The 17,402-nt window shown below is 66.5% G+C and carries 24 protein-coding genes; 23 read left to right on the forward strand and 1 reads right to left on the reverse strand.

Annotation, left to right across the window (positions count from 1 at the left end; translation table 11 throughout):
* Positions 1–14: 14 nt before the first annotated feature.
* The 23 genes from rplC to ABD172_RS11465 all read left to right on the forward strand — a co-directional run bounded on the left by rplC (position 15) and on the right by ABD172_RS11465 (position 15,523).
* Positions 15–689 carry a 50S ribosomal protein L3 gene (gene rplC, locus ABD172_RS11355; RefSeq protein ID WP_344309718.1) on the forward strand — a complete coding sequence of 225 codons (675 nt, stop codon included), beginning with the start codon at positions 15–17 and terminating at the stop codon, positions 687–689.
* Between the two features lie 5 nt (positions 690–694).
* Complete coding sequence (gene rplD, locus ABD172_RS11360) at positions 695–1,369, forward strand: 50S ribosomal protein L4 (protein ID WP_344309720.1); 675 nt, start codon at positions 695–697, stop codon at positions 1,367–1,369.
* Positions 1,366–1,668 (forward strand): 50S ribosomal protein L23, encoded by a 303-nt coding sequence (gene rplW / locus ABD172_RS11365; RefSeq protein ID WP_344309722.1) that lies wholly within the window; start codon positions 1,366–1,368, stop codon positions 1,666–1,668. The genes rplD and rplW overlap by 4 nt, the downstream gene beginning before the upstream one ends.
* A 30-nt stretch (positions 1,669–1,698) precedes the next feature.
* Positions 1,699–2,535, forward strand: coding sequence for a 50S ribosomal protein L2 (gene rplB / locus ABD172_RS11370; RefSeq protein ID WP_344309724.1), 837 nt, complete (start codon positions 1,699–1,701; stop codon positions 2,533–2,535).
* Positions 2,536–2,550: 15 nt separating this feature from the next.
* The gene (gene rpsS / locus ABD172_RS11375; RefSeq protein WP_344309726.1) at positions 2,551–2,832 is read left to right on the forward strand and encodes a 30S ribosomal protein S19; all 282 of its coding nucleotides are present in this window, start codon (positions 2,551–2,553) and stop codon (positions 2,830–2,832) included.
* A gap of 40 nt (positions 2,833–2,872) precedes the next feature.
* A complete protein-coding gene (gene rplV, locus ABD172_RS11380) occupies positions 2,873–3,256 on the forward strand; it encodes a 50S ribosomal protein L22 (RefSeq protein WP_344309727.1) in 384 nt (127 codons plus the stop codon).
* Entirely contained in the window at positions 3,256–4,068 is an 813-nt protein-coding gene (gene rpsC / locus ABD172_RS11385) for a 30S ribosomal protein S3 (protein WP_344309729.1), read from the forward strand. The genes rplV and rpsC overlap by 1 nt, the downstream gene beginning before the upstream one ends.
* Positions 4,069–4,071: 3 nt before the next feature.
* A complete protein-coding gene (gene rplP / locus ABD172_RS11390; protein WP_344309731.1) occupies positions 4,072–4,488 on the forward strand; it encodes a 50S ribosomal protein L16 in 417 nt (138 codons plus the stop codon).
* 2 nt (positions 4,489–4,490) lie between these two features.
* Positions 4,491–4,742, forward strand: a complete 252-nt coding sequence (rpmC, locus tag ABD172_RS11395; protein WP_344309733.1) for a 50S ribosomal protein L29 — start codon at positions 4,491–4,493, stop codon at positions 4,740–4,742.
* Positions 4,742–5,017 (forward strand): 30S ribosomal protein S17, encoded by a 276-nt coding sequence (rpsQ, locus tag ABD172_RS11400; RefSeq protein WP_344309735.1) that lies wholly within the window; start codon positions 4,742–4,744, stop codon positions 5,015–5,017. Before rpmC ends, rpsQ begins: the two co-directional genes overlap by 1 nt.
* Before the next feature lie 154 nt (positions 5,018–5,171).
* On the forward strand, positions 5,172–5,540 hold the full coding sequence (gene rplN / locus ABD172_RS11405) for a 50S ribosomal protein L14 (RefSeq protein ID WP_344309737.1): 369 nt from the start codon (positions 5,172–5,174) through the stop codon (positions 5,538–5,540).
* A gap of 2 nt (positions 5,541–5,542) precedes the next feature.
* The gene (gene rplX / locus ABD172_RS11410) at positions 5,543–5,908 is read left to right on the forward strand and encodes a 50S ribosomal protein L24 (protein WP_344309739.1); all 366 of its coding nucleotides are present in this window, start codon (positions 5,543–5,545) and stop codon (positions 5,906–5,908) included.
* A complete protein-coding gene (gene rplE, locus ABD172_RS11415) occupies positions 5,908–6,480 on the forward strand; it encodes a 50S ribosomal protein L5 (RefSeq protein WP_344309741.1) in 573 nt (190 codons plus the stop codon). The genes rplX and rplE overlap by 1 nt, the downstream gene beginning before the upstream one ends.
* Positions 6,481–6,550: 70 nt before the next feature.
* Positions 6,551–6,949 carry a 30S ribosomal protein S8 gene (gene rpsH, locus ABD172_RS11420; protein WP_344309743.1) on the forward strand — a complete coding sequence of 133 codons (399 nt, stop codon included), beginning with the start codon at positions 6,551–6,553 and terminating at the stop codon, positions 6,947–6,949.
* A gap of 19 nt (positions 6,950–6,968) precedes the next feature.
* The gene (gene rplF, locus ABD172_RS11425) at positions 6,969–7,505 is read left to right on the forward strand and encodes a 50S ribosomal protein L6 (protein WP_344309745.1); all 537 of its coding nucleotides are present in this window, start codon (positions 6,969–6,971) and stop codon (positions 7,503–7,505) included.
* Positions 7,506–7,507: 2 nt separating this feature from the next.
* Positions 7,508–7,888, forward strand: coding sequence for a 50S ribosomal protein L18 (gene rplR / locus ABD172_RS11430; RefSeq protein ID WP_344309747.1), 381 nt, complete (start codon positions 7,508–7,510; stop codon positions 7,886–7,888).
* Between the two features lie 26 nt (positions 7,889–7,914).
* Positions 7,915–8,541 carry a 30S ribosomal protein S5 gene (gene rpsE / locus ABD172_RS11435; protein ID WP_344309879.1) on the forward strand — a complete coding sequence of 209 codons (627 nt, stop codon included), beginning with the start codon at positions 7,915–7,917 and terminating at the stop codon, positions 8,539–8,541.
* Complete coding sequence (gene rpmD, locus ABD172_RS11440; RefSeq protein ID WP_344309748.1) at positions 8,541–8,723, forward strand: 50S ribosomal protein L30; 183 nt, start codon at positions 8,541–8,543, stop codon at positions 8,721–8,723. The genes rpsE and rpmD overlap by 1 nt, the downstream gene beginning before the upstream one ends.
* A gap of 1 nt (position 8,724) precedes the next feature.
* Positions 8,725–9,177, forward strand: coding sequence for a 50S ribosomal protein L15 (gene rplO / locus ABD172_RS11445; RefSeq protein ID WP_344309749.1), 453 nt, complete (start codon positions 8,725–8,727; stop codon positions 9,175–9,177).
* 298 nt (positions 9,178–9,475) lie between these two features.
* A complete protein-coding gene (gene secY / locus ABD172_RS11450; protein ID WP_344309750.1) occupies positions 9,476–10,777 on the forward strand; it encodes a preprotein translocase subunit SecY in 1,302 nt (433 codons plus the stop codon).
* A gap of 180 nt (positions 10,778–10,957) precedes the next feature.
* On the forward strand, positions 10,958–11,527 hold the full coding sequence (locus ABD172_RS11455) for an adenylate kinase (RefSeq protein WP_344309751.1): 570 nt from the start codon (positions 10,958–10,960) through the stop codon (positions 11,525–11,527).
* 181 nt (positions 11,528–11,708) lie between these two features.
* Positions 11,709–12,539, forward strand: coding sequence for a type I methionyl aminopeptidase (map, locus tag ABD172_RS11460; RefSeq protein WP_344309753.1), 831 nt, complete (start codon positions 11,709–11,711; stop codon positions 12,537–12,539).
* A gap of 197 nt (positions 12,540–12,736) precedes the next feature.
* On the forward strand, positions 12,737–15,523 hold the full coding sequence (locus ABD172_RS11465; RefSeq protein ID WP_344309755.1) for a cation-translocating P-type ATPase: 2,787 nt from the start codon (positions 12,737–12,739) through the stop codon (positions 15,521–15,523).
* Between the two features lie 347 nt (positions 15,524–15,870).
* On the opposite strand, the gene ABD172_RS11470 is transcribed toward ABD172_RS11465, so the two are convergent.
* Positions 15,871–17,274: an MFS transporter gene (locus ABD172_RS11470; protein ID WP_344309757.1), complete on the reverse strand. Its 1,404-nt coding sequence runs from the start codon at positions 17,272–17,274 to the stop codon at positions 15,871–15,873.
* Positions 17,275–17,402: the final 128 nt, after the last annotated feature.

Consider the following 17,402-nt stretch of genomic DNA (forward strand, 5'->3'; position numbering starts at 1 on the left):
GGGGGAGGACTGTAATGGCTAACACCCGTTCCAAGCCCCGCCCCACCACTCGCGTCGTCAAGGGTCTGCTCGGCACCAAGCTCGGCATGACCCAGGTGTGGGACGAGAACAACAACCTGGTTCCGGTCACCGTGATCGCGGCGGGCAACAACGTTGTCACGCAGATCCGCAACGAAGAGGTCGACGGCTACTCCGCCGTGCAGATTGCTTTCGGCGAGATCGACCCGCGCAAGGTGAACAAGCCGACGGCCGGTCACTTCGAGAAGGCAGGCGTCGCTCCGCGTCGCCACCTCGTCGAACTGCGCACCCCGGACGCTTCCGAGTACTCGCTCGGCCAGGAGCTCGGCATCGACACCTTCGAGGCCGGCACCAAGGTCGACGTCACCGCGAAGACCAAGGGTAAGGGCACCGCAGGTGTCATGAAGCGCCACGGCTTCGCCGGTGTCGGCGCATCCCACGGTGCGCACCGCAACCACCGCAAGCCCGGTTCCATCGGTGGCGCCTCGACGCCGTCGCGTGTGTTCAAGGGTCTGCGCATGGCCGGTCGCATGGGTGCCGTCAAGCACACCACGCAGAACCTCACCATCCACGCGGTCGACGCAGAGAACAACTTCCTGCTCGTCAAGGGTGCCGTCCCCGGCCCCAAGGGTGCTGTCGTTCTCGTTCGCTCCGCTGCGAAGGAGGCCTGAGAGACATGACTGAAACCAACACCATCGACGTTCTCGATGCTGCCGGCGCGAAGACCGGTGCCTCCGTGGAACTCCCGGCCGACGTCTTCGGCGTCGAGACCAACGTTCCGCTGATCCACCAGGTCGTCGTCGCACAGCTCGCTGCTGCACGTCAGGGCACGCACAAGACCAAGACCCGCTCCGAGGTCTCCGGTGGCGGCAAGAAGCCCTACAAGCAGAAGGGCACCGGTAACGCCCGTCAGGGTTCGATCCGTGCTCCGCAGTACGCAGGCGGCGGAATCGTCCACGGCCCCGTGCCGCGTGACTACTCGCAGCGCACCCCCAAGAAGATGAAGGCCGCCGCCCTCCGTGGCGCCCTGTCCGATCGCGCACGCCTGGGTCAGGTGTTCGTGGTCTCCGCTCTGGTCACCGGTGAGCAGCCGTCGACCAAGCAGGCGAAGGCAGCACTCGCGGCCCTCTCGGACCGCAAGAACACTCTCGTCGTCGTGGAGCGCTCGGACGAGCTCACGTACCTCTCGGTGCGGAACCTCCCGGGTGTGCACGTCCTCTCCGAGGGCATGCTCAACACCTACGACGTGCTCATGGCGGACGACATCGTCTTCACCGAGGGCGCCCTCGCTTCCTTCCTGAACCGTGCCTCCAAGGCCGGCCGCTCCGACAAGCAGGAGGACGCAGCATGAGCAGCGTGAAGATCAAGGACCCGCGCGATGTCATCATCGCACCGGTCGTCTCGGAAAAGTCCTACAACCTGATGGACGAAGGGAAGTACACCTTCCTCGTCGATCCGCGTTCGAACAAGACCGAGATCAAGTACGCAATCGAATCCATCTTCGGTGTGAAGGTCGAGAAGGTGAACACCCTGAACCGTCAGGGTAAGACCCGTCGGACCCGTACCGGCTTGGGCAAGCGCAAGGACACCAAGCGTGCCATTGTCGCGCTCAAGGAAGGTTCGATCGACATTTTCGGCGGATCGCTCTAAGCGATCACTTCGTCAGAAGGATTAGGACTCATGGGAATCCGTAAGCACAAGCCGACGACCCCGGGCCGCCGCGGCTCCTCGGTCGCCGACTTTGTCGAAGTGACCCGGTCGACGCCGGAGAAGTCGCTTCTGCGCCCGCTGCCCAAGAAGGGCGGCCGCAACAGCCAGGGCCGCGTGACCACCCGCCACCACGGCGGCGGTCACAAGCGCCAGTACCGCGTCATCGACTTCCGTCGTCATGACAAGGACGGTGTGCCGGCCAAGGTCGCGCACATCGAGTACGACCCGAACCGCACCGCTCGCATCGCACTCCTGCACTACGTGGACGGCACGAAGCGTTACATCATCGCGCCGAACAAGCTCAAGCAGGGTGACCAGATCGAGGCCGGTGTCGGCGCGGATATCAAGCCGGGCAACAACCTCGCCCTGCGCAACATCCCCGTCGGTACCGTGATCCACGCGGTCGAGCTCCGCCCCGGTGGCGGCGCGAAGATCGCACGCTCCGCAGGCGCTTCGGTTCAGCTCGTCGCCAAGGACGGCCCGTACGCCCAGCTGCGTATGCCGTCCGGCGAGATCCGCAACGTCGACGCCCGTTGCCGCGCAACGGTCGGCGAGGTCGGAAACGCCGAGCAGTCCAACATCAACTGGGGCAAGGCAGGCCGCATGCGGTGGAAGGGCGTCCGCCCGACCGTCCGTGGTGTCGTCATGAACCCGGTTGACCACCCGCACGGCGGTGGTGAGGGCAAGACCTCCGGTGGTCGCCACCCGGTCAGCCCGTGGGGACAGGCCGAAGGCCGTACCCGCAAGCCGAACAAGGAAAGCGACAAGTACATTGTTCGCCGCCGCCGCACCGGCAAGAAGCGCTGATAGGGAGCCTGAAATATGCCTCGTAGCTTGAAGAAGGGCCCCTTCGTCGACGAGCACCTCTACAAGAAGGTTGCTGCTCAGAACGAAAAGGGCACCAAGAACGTCATCAAGACCTGGTCCCGTCGCTCGATGATCATCCCGGACTTCCTGGGACACACGATCGCCGTGCACGACGGCCGCAAGCACGTCCCGGTCTTCGTCACCGAAGCGATGGTCGGGCACAAGCTCGGCGAATTCGCACCCACGCGGACGTTCCGCAGCCACGAAAAGGACGACCGCAAGGGCCGCCGCCGCTGATCGCGGCCGGCTCTCACGGTCAGAAGGAAAGAAGGAAACGATGGAAGCCATGGCGAAGGCGCGCTACCTGCGCGTAACGCCCCAGAAGGCTCGGCGCGTCGTTGACCTCATTCGTGGTCAGCAGGCAACCGAAGCCCTCGCGGTGCTGAAATTCGCAGAACAGTCCGCGTCCGATCCGATCTACAAGCTCGTCGCCTCGGGCATCGCCAATGCGCGTGTCAAGGCCGACAAGCTCGGAGAGGCGTTCGACGAGAACGATCTGGTCATCTCGGAGGCATTCGTCGACGAGGGACCCACCATGAAGCGGTTCCGGCCCCGCGCTCAGGGGCGTGCGTTCCGGATCAACAAGCGCACCAGCCACATCACCGTGACCCTCGCGTCCGGTGACGATGTGCCGGCCCGCTACGCACGGAAGGACGCCTGATGGGTCAGAAGATCAACCCCAACGGGTTCCGCCTCGGAATCACCACCGATCACAAGTCGAAGTGGTTCGCGGACTCCCACAAGAAGGGCCAGCGTTACTCGGATTATGTCCTCGAGGACATCAAGATCCGCAAGATGCTGTCCACCGGTCTCGAGCGCGCGGGCATCTCCCGCGTGAACATCGAGCGCACCCGTGACCGTGTCCGTGTGGACATCCGCACGGCACGCCCGGGCATCGTCATCGGTCGCCGCGGCGCCGAGGCGGACCGCATCCGCGGTCAGCTCGAGAAGCTCACCGGAAAGCAGATCCAGCTCAACATCCTCGAGGTCAAGAACCCCGAGGTCGACGCCCAGCTCGTCGCTCAGGGTGTTGCCGAGCAGCTCGCGTCCCGCGTGGCCTTCCGCCGCGCGATGCGCAAGGCCATCCAGTCCGCCATGCGGGCCGGTGCCAAGGGCATCCGCGTGCAGTGCGCCGGCCGCCTCGGCGGTGCGGAGATGTCGCGTTCGGAGTTCTACCGCGAGGGTCGCGTGCCGCTGCACACCCTCCGCGCGAACATCGACTACGGCTTCTTCGAGGCCCACACGACCTTCGGTCGCATCGGCGTGAAGGTGTGGATCTACAAGGGCGACTTCACCGACAAGGAGATCGCCGCGCAGGAAGCCGCGCAGCCGAACAACCGTGGTCCGCGTGGTGCGGGTCGTGGCGCCGGCCGTGGCCGTGGCGGCCGTGGTCGTGGAAACGACCGCCGCGACGCTTCGAAGAACCAGACTGCTGCTGCAGCTCCGGCTGCAGAAGCCGGATCGGAGGGCTGACGGATGCTTATCCCGCGTCGTGTCAAGTACCGCAAGCAGCACCACCCCAAGCGTGGTGGCATGTCCAAGGGTGGCAACACCGTGGCATTCGGTGACTGGGGCATCCAGGCTCTCGAGCCGGCCTACGTCACGAACCGCCAGATCGAGGCTGCTCGTATCGCCATGACCCGCCACATCAAGCGTGGCGGCAAGGTCTGGATCAACATCTACCCGGACCGCCCCCTCACGAAGAAGCCCGCCGAGACCCGCATGGGTTCCGGTAAGGGTTCGCCCGAGTGGTGGGTCGCAAACGTCAAGCCGGGCCGAGTTCTCTTCGAGCTCGCCGGCGTGTCCGAGGAAGTCGCTCGCGAGGCCCTGCGCCTGGCGATCCACAAGCTTCCGCTCAAGGCCCGCATCGTGCGGCGTGAAGGTGGTGAATGATCATGGCTATCGGTTCCAAGGATCTCTCCATGGACGCCCTCGACGGTTTCGATAACGATCGTCTCGTCGAAGAGCTCAAGAAGGCCAAGGCCGAACTGTTCAACCTCCGGTTCCAGTCGGCCACCGGCCAGCTCGAGAGCCATGGTCGTCTCAAGGCCGTCCGTCGTGACATCGCCCGGATCTACACCGTGCTCCGCGAGCGCGAGCTGTCGATCCGTACGAACCCGGCCGATGCAAAGGAAGAGGGTAAGTGATGGCTGAAGAGACCACCACTGTCCGCGACAACCGTCGCAAGACTGCGCGCGGCTACGTCGTCTCCAATAAGATGGAGAAGACGATCGTCGTCGAGGTCGAGGATCGCAAGAAGCACCGCCTCTACGGCAAAGTGATGAAGAAGACCTCGAAGATCAAGGTTCACGACGAGCAGAACACCGCCGGCATCGGCGACCTCGTTCTCGTGGCCGAAACCCGCCCGTTGTCGGCATCGAAGCGGTGGCGTCTCGTCGACGTCATCGAGCGCGCGAAGTAATTCCGCCTCTTCGACGCCGCCTGCCCCCGGCTCCCGCCCGGTCCCACTGCTCCACAGTGGCCACCGGGCACGCCGGGGGAGGGCACACACCATTTGACCGTTCCGTCAGGCTCGTGCGCGCCACGAGAACCGACGAGACGACAGGAGAAAATCTGTGATTCAGAACGAGTCGCGACTCAAGGTCGCCGACAACACGGGTGCGAAGGAAATTCTCACCATCCGTGTGCTCGGTGGCTCCAGTCGACGCTACGCCGGAATCGGCGACACCATTGTGGCGACCGTCAAGGACGCCATCCCCGGTGGCAACGTCAAGAAGGGCGACGTGGTCAAGGCCGTCGTCGTCCGCACTGTCAAGGAACGTCGTCGTCCCGACGGCTCCTACATCCGTTTCGACGAGAACGCTGCGGTGATCCTCAAGAACGACGGTGAACCCCGCGGCACCCGCATCTTCGGACCGGTCGGTCGCGAACTCCGCGACAAGAAGTTCATGAAGATCATCTCGCTCGCACCGGAGGTGTTGTGAGTATGGCAAAGCTCAAGATCAAGAAGGGTGACCTCGTGCAGGTCATCTCGGGCGCCAAGCAGTCCCGTGGCGGCGATCGCGGCAAGCAGGGCAAGGTCCTCCAGGTGTTCCCCGAGACCAACCGCGTGCTGGTCGAGGGTGTCAACCGGGTGACCAAGCACAAGAAGCCGATGCAGACCGCATCCGGCGCTACCGCCGGCGGCATCGAGATCGTCGAAGCTCCGCTTCACATCTCGAAGGTCCAGCTCGTCGACCCCACGGACGGCAAGCCGACCCGTGTGGGCTACCGCCTCGAGGAGGTCGAGCGCGACGGTCGTAAGAAGACCGTGCGTGTCCGCATCTCCCGCCGTACCGGGAAGGACATCTGATGACGGAAGCGAACGTGCAGTCCCGTCCGGCACCGCGTCTCAAGACGCTGTACCGCGAAGAGATCGTGGCGAAGCTCCAGGAGGAGTTCAACTACTCCAACCCCATGCTCGTCCCGACGGTCGTCAAGGTCGTCGTGAACATGGGTGTCGGCGACGCCGCCCGTGACTCGAAGCTCATCGAGGGTGCCATCCGCGACCTGACCCTCATCACGGGTCAGAAGCCGGTCGTCACCAAGGCCCGCAAGTCCATCGCGCAGTTCAAGCTCCGCGAGGGCCAGCCCATCGGTGCCCACGTCACCATGCGCAACGCCCGCATGTGGGAGTTCCTCGACCGCGTCGTGTCCCTGGCACTCCCGCGTATCCGCGACTTCCGCGGACTCTCGGACCGCCAGTTCGACGGGAACGGTAACTACACCTTCGGTCTGACCGAGCAGTCGATGTTCCACGAGATCGATCAGGACTCGATCGATCGCGTGCGCGGCATGGACATCACCGTGGTCACCACGGCGAAGACCGACGAAGAGGGCCGGGCGCTGCTCAAGCACCTGGGCTTCCCGTTCAAGACCAACTGAAGCACTACGTCGCAGGTCCGACCGGGTACGTCCCGAAGGAAACCGTGACGAGGAAGGGCACGAGCCCACCATGACAATGACTGATCCCGTCGCAGACATGCTTACGCGTCTGCGCAACGCGAACTCGGCGTATCACGAGGACGTCAGCATGCCGCACAGCAAGCTGAAGGCCAACATCGCCGAGATCCTCAAGTCCGAGGGTTACATCACCGACTACACCGTCGAGGACGCTGAGGTCGGCAAGAAGCTCTCGATCGACCTCAAGTTCGGTCCCAACCGCGAGCGTTCCATCGCCGGCATCAAGCGCGTCTCGAAGCCGGGTCTGCGTGTGTACGCCAAGAGCACCAACCTTCCGAAGGTGCTCGGCGGTCTCGGTATCGCCATCCTGTCCACCTCTTCGGGTCTGCTGACTGACAAGCAGGCCGCCAAGAAGGGCGTGGGCGGCGAAGTCCTCGCATACGTCTGGTAAGGAAAGGAGAAACAGCACAATGTCACGTATTGGCAAGCAGCCGATCTCCGTTCCTTCGGGCGTAGAGGTCAAGGTCGACGGTCAGGAAGTCTCCGTCAAGGGGCCCAAGGGCGAGCTCTCGCTCACCGTTGCGCACCCCATCGAGGTCGCACTCGAAGACGGCGTCATCTCCGTGACGCGTCCGAACGATTCCCGTGAATCGCGGTCGCTCCACGGTCTGACCCGGACCCTCATCAACAACAACATCATCGGTGTGACCGAGGGCTACTCGAAGTCCCTCGAGATCGTCGGTACCGGTTACCGCGTGCAGGCCAAGGGCAAGAACCTCGACTTCGCACTCGGTTACTCGCACGGCATCACCATCGAGCCGCCGGCCGGAATCGAATTCACCGTGGAGAGCCAGACCAAGCTCACCGTCAAGGGCATCGACAAGCAGCAGGTCGGTGAGGTCGCCGCCAACATTCGCAAGCTGCGGAAGCCTGAACCGTACAAGGGCAAGGGCATCCGTTACGCGGGCGAGAACGTCCGTCGCAAGGTCGGAAAGGCTGGTAAGTGATCATGGCCTTCGGTAAGAAGCAGAGCTATGGCAAGGGCAAGACGGCTGCTCGCGCACGTCGTCACGCTCGTCTGCGCAAGCACATCTCCGGAACCACGGAACGTCCGCGTCTCATGGTGAACCGCTCTGCACGTCACATCTTCGTGCAGATCATCGACGACACCGAGGGCAAGACCCTCGCATCGGCCTCCACCATGGAAGCCGACCTCCGCACCCTCGAGGGTGACAAGACCGCCAAGGCCCACAAGGTCGGCGAACTCGTTGCCGAGCGTGCGAAGGCCGCCGGCGTCGAGGCAGTCGTCTTCGACCGTGGTGGCAACGCCTACCACGGCCGTGTGGCCGCCGTCGCCGAGGGAGCCCGCGAAGGAGGACTGTCCCTGTGAGCACCGAAGAAGTCAAGGACCAGAACGTGTCCGAGAACCAGGCCGCACAGGCCGACAACACCAAGTCCGACGACCGTCGTGGTCGTGGCCGCGGTGACCGCGACAACCGTCGTGGCAACCGTCAGGACCGCGAGGCGAAGAGCGAGTTCATCGAGCACGTCGTCACCATCAACCGCGTGTCCAAGGTCGTGAAGGGTGGACGTCGTTTCTCCTTCACCGCGCTGGTCGTGGTCGGTGACGGCAACGGTCTCGTGGGCGTCGGTTACGGCAAGGCCAAGGAAGTTCCCGCGGCCATCGCCAAGGGCGTCGAGGAGGCGAAGAAGAACTTCTTCCGCGTCCCCCGCATCGCCAAGACCATCCCGCACCCGGTCCAGGGCGAAGCGGCTGCAGGCGTCGTCCTGCTCCGTCCGGCTGCCCCGGGTACCGGTGTGATCGCCGGTGGTCCGGTCCGTGCAGTCCTCGACTGCGCCGGCATCCACGACATCCTCTCGAAGTCGCTGGGTTCCTCGAACGCGATCAACATCGTGCACGCCACGATCGCCGCGCTCAAGGGCCTCGAGCGTCCCGAAGAGGTTGCCGCCCGCCGCGGACTCCCGGTCGACGAAGTCGCTCCGCACGCACTCCTGCGCGCGGCTGAGGAGGCGAAGGCCTGATGAGCAACCTCAAGATCACCCAGGTCAAGTCCCAGATCGGTGGCAAGCAGAATCAGCGCGAGACCCTGCGTACGCTCGGCCTCAAGCGGATCAACGACGTCGTCGTGAAGGAAGACCGTCCGGAAATCCGTGGCATGGTGAACACCGTTCGCCACCTTGTCACGTGCGAAGAGGTGGACTGACATGTCTGAACAGAGCGCACTGAAGCTCCACCACCTGCGTCCCGCCCCCGGTGCCAAGACCGCGAAGACCCGTGTGGGTCGCGGTGAGGCGTCGAAGGGTAAGACCGCCGGTCGTGGAACCAAGGGCACCAAGGCTCGTTACCAGGTGCCCCACGGCTTCGAAGGTGGACAGACGCCGCTGCACATGCGTCTGCCCAAGCTTCGTGGCTTCAAGAACCCGAACAAGGTGACCTTCCAGGTCGTCAACCTCGACAAGCTCTCGGCCCTGTTCCCCGAAGGTGGCACCGTCACCGTCGCGGATCTCGTGGCCAAGGGTGCGGTTCGCCCGAAGCAGCCCGTCAAGGTGCTCGGCACCGGCGAGATCACCGTGAAGATCGACATCACGGCGGACAAGTTCTCCGCATCGGCGATCGAGAAGATCACCGCTGCCGGCGGAACCACCACCGCTGCCTGATCGGTATCGCACGCTGAACGCTGTGTGAGGAGGAGGGAGATCGCTCGTGAAGAGCGGTCTCCCTCCTCGCATTCATCCTTCCTCGTCCGCGGTCCGTGCCGGGCGGGCCCGCGCCCGCTTCGGCCCGCGGCCCGGTGGCATTCACCTGCCGGACACTTTCCGGTTCGGGCGCGCAGGCCCCGGCTGATAAAGTGCACCAGGTATTTCTCTCACTCGTACGTGCCCACGCCCCCGTGGCGGCGGACCCGGCGCCCCACGGCCTCGGATCACGCGGGACACCCTGACTTCAGGAGGACGCTTGCTCGGCGCTATTGGGCGGGCCTTCAAAACGCCTGACCTGAGGAACAAACTCCTCTTCACCCTGGCCATGATCGTGCTGTACCGCATGGGGTCGTACATTCCCGCTCCCGGCGTCGACTACAGCCAGGTCCAGCTGTGTGTCGCCGCGCCCCAGCTCAACCAGGGTGCGTTCGGGCTCATCAACCTGTTCTCCGGTGGTGCGCTCCTGCAGTTGTCGATCTTCGCGCTCGGCATCATGCCGTACATCACCGCGAGCATCATCGTGCAGCTGTTGCGCGTGGTCATTCCGCGGTTCGAGGCCCTCCACAAGGAAGGCGCCTCGGGACAGGCGAAGCTCACGCAGTACACGCGCTACCTCACCATCGGTCTCGGTATCCTCAACGCGACGACGCTCGTGTCGACCATTCGGACGGGTGCCCTCTTCGGCAACGTCGAGCAGTGCAACAACCTCCTCGTCAACGACGCCTGGTGGGGCATCCTCATCATCGTCATCACTCTCACCGCAGGCACCGGCCTCATCATGTGGATGGGTGAGCAGATCACCGAACGCGGCGTCGGCAACGGCATGTCGATCCTCATCTTCACGGCTGTCGTCTCCGCGTTCCCCTCGGCCTTCGGCGCGATCTTCCAGACCCAGGGCATCGACATCTTCGCGATCGTGCTCCTCGTCGGCCTCGCTCTCGTCGTCCTCGTCGTCTTCGTGGAACAGTCGCAGCGCCGCATCCCGGTCCAGTACGCCAAGCGCATGGTGGGCCGCCGCATGTTCGGCGGTACCTCGACGTACATCCCGATCAAGGTCAACCAAGCCGGCATTATCCCGGTGATCTTCGCGTCCTCGGTCCTCTACCTGCCCGGGCTCATCGCGCAGTTCGGTGACCCGGAGGCCGGTTGGGTGCTGTGGATCAACGAGCACCTCACCACCGGTGACCACTGGATGTACATGGTCCTGTACTTCCTCCTCACGATCTTCTTCGCGTACTTCTACGTCGCGATCACCTTCAACCCGGAGGAGGTCGCGGACAACATGAAGAAGTACGGCGGCTTCATCCCGGGCATCCGCGCCGGCCGCCCGACCGAGCAGTACCTGAGCTTCGTGCTGTCCCGGATCACCTTCCCGGGTTCGATGTACCTCGCGTTCATCGCGATGATCCCGCTCATCGCGCTCGTCCTCATCGATGCGAACCAGAACTTCCCGTTCGGCGGTACCTCCCTGCTCATCGTCGTCGGTGTCGGCCTGGAGACCGTCAAGCAGATCGACTCGCAGTTGCAGCAGCGCCACTACGAGGGTCTGCTGCGCTGAGTGCCCACCGGTCGGGGCGCCTCGTGAACCGGCGAGGCGCCCCGACCTTCTGCGCTTCCCCGTACCGGGGCAGCGCCCGACAGGTGCACGCCCGGCCCGGGCGTCACCGGCGGACGCGAGGACGCGCCCGCCGGTGACCGGACTAGACTGGCGTCACGCATTCCCACAGGAAGGATCTCCATGTCCGCACGCATCATCCTCATCGGTCCCCCCGGTGCCGGTAAGGGCACCCAGGCCGCACGTCTCACGGAGAAGCTCGGAGTCCCGGCGATCTCGACCGGCGACATCTTCCGCGCCAACGTCGCCGAGGAGACCGAACTCGGGAAGACTGCGAAGTCGTACATGGACAAGGGCGAGTACGTCCCCGACGAGGTGACGAACGGCATGGTCCGGGACCGCCTCGCGCAGTCGGACGCAGCCGAGGGATTCCTCCTCGACGGCTACCCGCGCACCGAGGCCCAGGTGAACGAGCTCGATGCGATGCTCACGGACCTCGGTTCGTCGCTCGACGCGGTCGTGGAGATCACCGCGGACACCGACGAGGTCGTCTCCCGTCTGCTCGAGCGCGCGAAGATCCAGGGCCGCGCGGACGACACCGAGGACGTCATCCGCCACCGCCTCGAGGTCTACGCGAAGGAGACCCAGCCGCTCACCGCGATCTACGCGGACCGCGGTCTGCTCAAGCAGGTCGACGGCCTCGGCGAGGTCGACGAGGTCACCGCACGGATCCTCGCGGCGCTCGACGCCTGATTCCGTTCTCCATCGATCGCCGCCCGGACCGGACACCGACGTCCCTCCCGGGCGGCGTTGGCCGTTCCGGCCGTGGTCCCACGCGGGCCCCAGGGCGATCACCACGGCGCGGCACGCACCACCGGCACGACACCACCGCAACCGGCACGACCACCATCACTGCACGACCGAGGAGGGCCCGATGTTCGGATCCCGTATCGAACTCAAGACCGACGCCCAGATCCGTACGATGCGCAAGGCCGGGCTCGTGACCCGTGCCGCCCTCGACGCCGCGCGCGCCGCGTGCGTCCCGGGAGCGACTCTGCGGGACGTCGACCGAGCAGGGGAGGAGGCGGTGCAGGCAGCCGTCGCCCGCTCGAACTTCAAGGGCTACCACGGGTTCCCCGGGACCCTGTGCGTCTCCCCGAACGAGGTCATCGTCCACGGCATCCCCGACGACCGCGTGCTCGAGGCCGGCGACCTCGTCTCGATCGACGGCGGTGCCATCGTCGGCGGGCTGCACGGTGATTCCGCCTTCACCATGGTGTGCGGCGGGGACGAGGTCGGTCGCCCCGAGGACATCCGGCTGTCGCAGGTGACGGAGGAAGCCATGTGGGCGGGCATCGCGGCGTTCGCCCGAGCGAAGAAGGTCGGGGAGATCGGCGAGGCGATCGAGGAGTGTGCGACCGAGCTCGGTCCCGATCTCGGCCTCATCGAAGACTTCACCGGCCACGGCATCGGGACCGAGATGCACATGGATCCCGAGGTCCTCAACTACCGCGCCCGGAACATGGGGCCCAAGGTGCGCCCCGGCATGGTGTTGTGCATCGAGCCGATGCTCGTGCTCGGCGAGATCGCCTCGGAGACGCTCCCGGACGAGTGGACGGTCGTGACGAAGGACGGATCCCGCGCCAGCCACTGGGAGCACACGGTCGCCCGCCATTCGAAGGGCATCTGGGTGCTCACCGAGCCCGACGGCGGTGAGGCGCGCCTCGCGAAGTACGGGGTGACCCCGGTACCCCTGGCGGACTGAACCGACCCGGGGGGCGCTCGCACCGACGACATCCGACCGCGCCGTCCCTCCGGTGTCCGCCGTGTTCCACCCCGAACGCCTCCGCCGTGAGACGGGGGCGTTCGCCGTCCTGAGACGGCCACTGTCCGCCCTGGTCGGAAGGTCGGGGCAGTCCTACCATCGAAGCACGTACGTTTCCCTCCCGAGAGCGGATTTCGATGAGCGGTTCCCCGAACACCCCTGCCGATCGACCCGGCCGCGCGGCACAGTCCGCGCACCCCGTCGGCCCCACCGACCCGGCGCGGTCCGCCCCTGCCGGGTACTCCGATCCCGCCGGGCACCCCGTTCCCGAGGCGCCGTGGGCCCAGGACACCGACCTCCTCCTGCAGGAGCTCGGCACCGCGACGACGGGCCTCGGAGCGGAGGAAGCCGGATCCCGGCTGCGGGAGTACGGTCCCAACCGCCTGGCCGCGAGTGAACCCGTGCCCTTCTGGCGGCGGGTCCTCGCACAGTTCCAGGACGTCCTCATCTACATCCTGCTCGCCTCCGCACTCGCGAAGTTCCTCCTGCGGGACTGGGTCGACTTCTTCGTCATCCTCGCGGTCACGGTCATCAACGCGGCGGTCGGGCTCATTCAGGAGGGACGCGCGCAGAAGGCCCTCGACGCGATCTCCCGGATGCTCACGACGCGCGCCTTCGCACTCCGGGACGGGCAGTGGCACGACGTCGACGCCGACGACCTCGTTCCCGGGGACATCGTCCGGGTGAGCGCGGGCCAGCGTGTACCCGCGGACATCCGGCTCCTCGAGGAGAACAACCTCCAGGCCGAGGAGTCCGCCCTCACGGGCGAGTCGACGGCGGCGGAGAAGGACATTGCGCCCGTGCCCGCGGACGCCGGGGTCGGCGACCGCTCGAACATGCTGTTCTCCGGCACGCTCGTCGTCGTGGGGGAGGGACGGGGCGTCGTCACCGCGACCGGCACACGGACGGAGATCGGACGGATCCAGGCGATGATCGCCGACGTCACGACGCTCGAGACCCCGCTCTCCCGGGCGCTCGGCCGGTTCGGTACGCAGCTCGCGATCTTCATCCTCGGGCTCGCCGTCGTCATCATGCTCGTCGGCATGCTCGTCCACGACTGGCCCGCCGGTGAACTCGTCTCCGCCGCCATCGGGTTCGCCGTGGCCGCGGTCCCGGAGGGGTTGCCCGCGCTCGTCACCATCACGCTCGCGCTCGGTGTCCAACAGATGGCACGGCGTCGCGCGATCACCCGGAAGCTCCCCGCCGTGGAGACGCTCGGTTCCGTCACGACGATCTGTTCGGACAAGACGGGGACCCTCACGAAGAACGAGATGACCGCGCGCACGGTGCGGACAGCGGACGCGGAGTTCGCGGTCACCGGGATCGGGTACTCGCCCGAGGGCGAGCTCACCCTGGGCGGAGAGCAGGTCGGTCCGCGGGCGGACCTCACGGCCCTCGCCCGGGTCATGACCCTGTGCAACGATGCGGCCGTCACCGAGGAGGAGCACGGGTGGACCCTCGTCGGTTCGCCCACGGACGGGGCGCTCACGGTGCTCGGCCCCAAGATCGGGTTCGCGGGGGAGGGATGGCGGCGCGACGCGGTCGTGCCCTTCGAATCCGCCACGAAGTACCAGGCGGTCCTCGTCGCCGGTCCCGCAGGCGAACGCGAGGTACTCCTCAAGGGCGCCCCCGACCGGGTGCTCGCACGGTGCACCCACCAGACCGGCGCCTCGGGTGGTGCGGAACCGCTCGACCGGGCGGCATGGGAGGCCCGGATCGACGAGATCGGGGGCCGGGGCCTGCGGGTCCTCGCAGCTGCCCGGCGCCCGGCCGCCGAGGGAGAGAACACGCTCGATCACGCCGCGGTGGAGGACGGGCTCGAACTCGTCGGGCTCGTCGGTATCGTCGACCCGCCCCGCCCGGAGGCGGTCGAGGCGATCGCGGTGTGCAAGCGGGCCGGCGTCGCGGTGAAGATGATCACCGGTGACCACGCGGGTACCGCGCTCGCGATCGGGAAGGAGATGGGCCTCGTCCACGGCACCGGGACGAACGTGCTCTCCGGTGCGGAACTCGAGGCGATGAACGACGAGGACCTGCGGTCCGTCGTTCGCGACGTCGACGTGTACGCCCGTACGAGTCCCGAGCACAAGGTGCGGATCGTGCGTGCGCTGCAGGCGCACGGCGAGGTCGTCGCGATGACCGGCGACGGGGTGAACGACGCCCCCGCACTCACCCAGGCGGACGTCGGGGTGGCGATGGGCATCAAGGGTACCGAGGTGACGAAGGAGGCCGCGGACGTCGTCCTCGGCGATGACAACTTCGCGACGATCCGGGCCGCGGTCGAGGAGGGACGACGGATCTACGACAACGTCCGGAAGTCCGTCCTCTTCCTCCTGCCGACGAACGGGGCGCAGTCGCTCGTCGTGCTCTTCGCGGTCGTCTTCGGGTGGGTGCTCCCCCTCGAACCCGTGCAGGTGCTGTGGATCAACATGGTGACCGCGGTGACGCTCTCGCTCAGCCTCGCGAACGAGCGGGCGGAGACCGGGATCATGGACCGGATGCCGCGCGATCCGAACGCACCCCTGCTGAGCGCGAGTTTCCTCGGCCGGGTCCTCGCGGTGTCCGTCCTCATCGGTGGGGTGACGATCGCGTTGTTCTACTGGCAGATGGGGCGCGGCGTCGATCTCGAGGCGGCCCGCACCACGGCCGTGACGATGCTCGCGCTCGGGCAGATGGCGTACCTCTTCAACTGCCGGTTCCTCGGGCGGAGCTCGTTCACCCCCGAGGTGTTCACTGGCAACCGGATGCTGTGGCTGTCGTGCGGGGCGCTCCTCGCACTCCAGCTGTTCTTCGTCTATGTCCCTGTCATGCACGACCTCTTCGGCAGCACTGCGCTGCCGCTCGAGGCGTGGGGTATCACGGCGCTCCTCGCGCTCGGGATCTTCGTCGTCACCGAGGGCATCAAACGCCTCTGGAGGAGCTGAGGTTCGCGGCACGATTTCTCGAGAACGACTGATTTCACATCCGGAACTCGTCGTACGAGTGAACCGTCGAGACACGGGAGAATTCCATGATGGTGGCTCGCGCGAGCCACCATCATGGAACTTTCACGTGTCGTAGGGACCCTACGCGGCGTCGTGGCGCCCGGTGGCGGGGGCATCGACGTCGCGATTGCCTGCGAGTGTGGCCGTTGAGGTCGCGATTGTGTGCTGGAAATCGGCAGGAATGCGCAAGGAATCGCGATCTCGACGGGGTGGTCGAAGGGAATCGCGATTTCGACGGGGTGGTCGAAGGGAATCGTGGCGTCGACGGAGTGCGCTCCGATCCGGGTTCAGCGGCGCGCCGGGTGCCACGCGAAACCGGCGCGGGCGCACACGAGCACGAGGACCGCGAGCACACAGGCCGCCATCGCGTTGATCCAGAGGAAGCCGCCGACCGCGAGGACGGGCCCGGCGAGGGCCGTCACCCCCGCGGCACCGAAGTTCATGCACGCGTCCGAGGTGCCCTGGACCGCGGTCCGGTGCGACGGGTCGATCGACGTCGTGAGGAGGGTCGACCCGGCGATCATCGTGCACGACCATGCGAGACCGATGAGGCCGAGGGCGAGGGAGATCCGCCACATGAGGGACTCCCCGGTCGCGTCCCACATCCCGATGCCGATCGCGAGCGCGAACACGGCCATCCCGACGGTGATGACTCGACCGGGACCGAGGAGGTCGGTGAGCCAGCCGACGACCGGCGAGAACGCGTACATCCCGAGGATGTGGACGCTGATGACGAGTCCGACGAGGTGGATCGCGTGCCCACTGTGATGCATGTGGATGGGCGTCATCACCATTACCGACGCCATCATCATCTGCCCGGCGACGACCGCGGTCATACCCATCGTCGCGCGTGGGTGGGCGAGGACGACGCGGAGCGCGGCGAGGGCGCCGACGGAGGATCTCGACCCCGCCGGGCCGGTGCCCCCGCGCTCCGTCGGGTCATCGGTGCCGCCCGCTGCCGAGGTGCCCCGGTCTGCGGAGAGCGGGGCGCCTCGGCCGGGGGCGGGAGTCCCGCCCGTGGGACGCAGGCGGGGGAGTGACGCCGTGAAACAGACCGCGAGGCCGAACGCGAGGATGCTGATGACGAACGGTCCCACGAGGGCGTGGGTGCCGAGCCAGGTGCCGATGCCGGCGCCGGGCTCCGAGAGGTTCGGTCCGGCGACGGAGCCGATGGTCTGCGCCCACACGACGAAGGACATGAGACGGCCCTGGACATGGGCGGGTGCGCCGTCGGTCGCAGCGAAGCGGGCCTGGAGGCCCGTCGCGGTCGCGATCCCGAAGAGCATCATGCCGAGGAAGTACCCGGGCCAGGAGTCGAGCGTCGCGGCGAGGACGATGAGGACCGCGCCGCAGAGTGCGAGGGTGAACCCGGTCGTGAGGGAGGCGCGGCGGCCCCGGCGGACCGCGAGGCGGGAAAGCGGGATCGCGGCGAGTCCGGCACCGAGCACGGAGGCGGTCTGCGAGAACCCGGCGAACTCGGTGCGACCCGTGAGGTCCTCGGCGAGGAGGCCACCGACCGCCACACCGACGGCGATCCCGACACCGGAGAACATCTGGGCGGCGGCGAGAAGGTAGTGCCTGCGTTCGAGGACGAGGCGGGGACGACCGCGGTCGGACCGGGACGGTGGGGCCGCGGCGCCGGGAACGGGGGTACTGGAACCGGAGGTGGCCCGCATCGGCTTGCCTTTCATGGGATGGGGAGAGGCGGCGGTTGCGAGGTGGGATCACTGCAAGGGGGGATGATGCCCGGGACTCGAGGGGGTGTATACAACCGCCGCCTCAACAAGAGTTCACCACGTTTTCGCTCACGTGGCCAACA

It is taken from the genome of Brevibacterium samyangense, from assembly GCF_039529845.1.
GTDB classification, from domain to species: Bacteria; Actinomycetota; Actinomycetes; order Actinomycetales; family Brevibacteriaceae; genus Brevibacterium; species Brevibacterium samyangense.

What these genes read in the sequence shown, in the direction of transcription:
- rplX (WP_344309739.1), top strand. Translation starts at nt 5,543, where the DNA reads ATGGCAAAGCTCAAGATCAAGAAGGGTGACCTCGTGCAGGTCATCTCG.
- ABD172_RS11455 (WP_344309751.1), top strand. Translation starts at nt 10,958, where the DNA reads ATGTCCGCACGCATCATCCTCATCGGTCCCCCCGGTGCCGGTAAGGGC.
- rpmD (WP_344309748.1), top strand. Translation starts at nt 8,541, where the DNA reads ATGAGCAACCTCAAGATCACCCAGGTCAAGTCCCAGATCGGTGGCAAG.
- rplW (WP_344309722.1), top strand. Translation starts at nt 1,366, where the DNA reads ATGAGCAGCGTGAAGATCAAGGACCCGCGCGATGTCATCATCGCACCG.
- rpsC (WP_344309729.1), top strand. Translation starts at nt 3,256, where the DNA reads ATGGGTCAGAAGATCAACCCCAACGGGTTCCGCCTCGGAATCACCACC.
- rplR (WP_344309747.1), top strand. Translation starts at nt 7,508, where the DNA reads ATGGCCTTCGGTAAGAAGCAGAGCTATGGCAAGGGCAAGACGGCTGCT.
- rpsH (WP_344309743.1), top strand. Translation starts at nt 6,551, where the DNA reads ATGACAATGACTGATCCCGTCGCAGACATGCTTACGCGTCTGCGCAAC.
- rplB (WP_344309724.1), top strand. Translation starts at nt 1,699, where the DNA reads ATGGGAATCCGTAAGCACAAGCCGACGACCCCGGGCCGCCGCGGCTCC.
- ABD172_RS11470 (WP_344309757.1), bottom strand. Translation starts at nt 17,274, where the DNA reads ATGAAAGGCAAGCCGATGCGGGCCACCTCCGGTTCCAGTACCCCCGTT.
- rplP (WP_344309731.1), top strand. Translation starts at nt 4,072, where the DNA reads ATGCTTATCCCGCGTCGTGTCAAGTACCGCAAGCAGCACCACCCCAAG.
- rplE (WP_344309741.1), top strand. Translation starts at nt 5,908, where the DNA reads ATGACGGAAGCGAACGTGCAGTCCCGTCCGGCACCGCGTCTCAAGACG.
- map (WP_344309753.1), top strand. Translation starts at nt 11,709, where the DNA reads ATGTTCGGATCCCGTATCGAACTCAAGACCGACGCCCAGATCCGTACG.
- ABD172_RS11465 (WP_344309755.1), top strand. Translation starts at nt 12,737, where the DNA reads ATGAGCGGTTCCCCGAACACCCCTGCCGATCGACCCGGCCGCGCGGCA.
- rplC (WP_344309718.1), top strand. Translation starts at nt 15, where the DNA reads ATGGCTAACACCCGTTCCAAGCCCCGCCCCACCACTCGCGTCGTCAAG.
- rplD (WP_344309720.1), top strand. Translation starts at nt 695, where the DNA reads ATGACTGAAACCAACACCATCGACGTTCTCGATGCTGCCGGCGCGAAG.
- rpsS (WP_344309726.1), top strand. Translation starts at nt 2,551, where the DNA reads ATGCCTCGTAGCTTGAAGAAGGGCCCCTTCGTCGACGAGCACCTCTAC.
- rplO (WP_344309749.1), top strand. Translation starts at nt 8,725, where the DNA reads ATGTCTGAACAGAGCGCACTGAAGCTCCACCACCTGCGTCCCGCCCCC.
- rpmC (WP_344309733.1), top strand. Translation starts at nt 4,491, where the DNA reads ATGGCTATCGGTTCCAAGGATCTCTCCATGGACGCCCTCGACGGTTTC.
- rplV (WP_344309727.1), top strand. Translation starts at nt 2,873, where the DNA reads ATGGAAGCCATGGCGAAGGCGCGCTACCTGCGCGTAACGCCCCAGAAG.
- rpsQ (WP_344309735.1), top strand. Translation starts at nt 4,742, where the DNA reads ATGGCTGAAGAGACCACCACTGTCCGCGACAACCGTCGCAAGACTGCG.
- rplF (WP_344309745.1), top strand. Translation starts at nt 6,969, where the DNA reads ATGTCACGTATTGGCAAGCAGCCGATCTCCGTTCCTTCGGGCGTAGAG.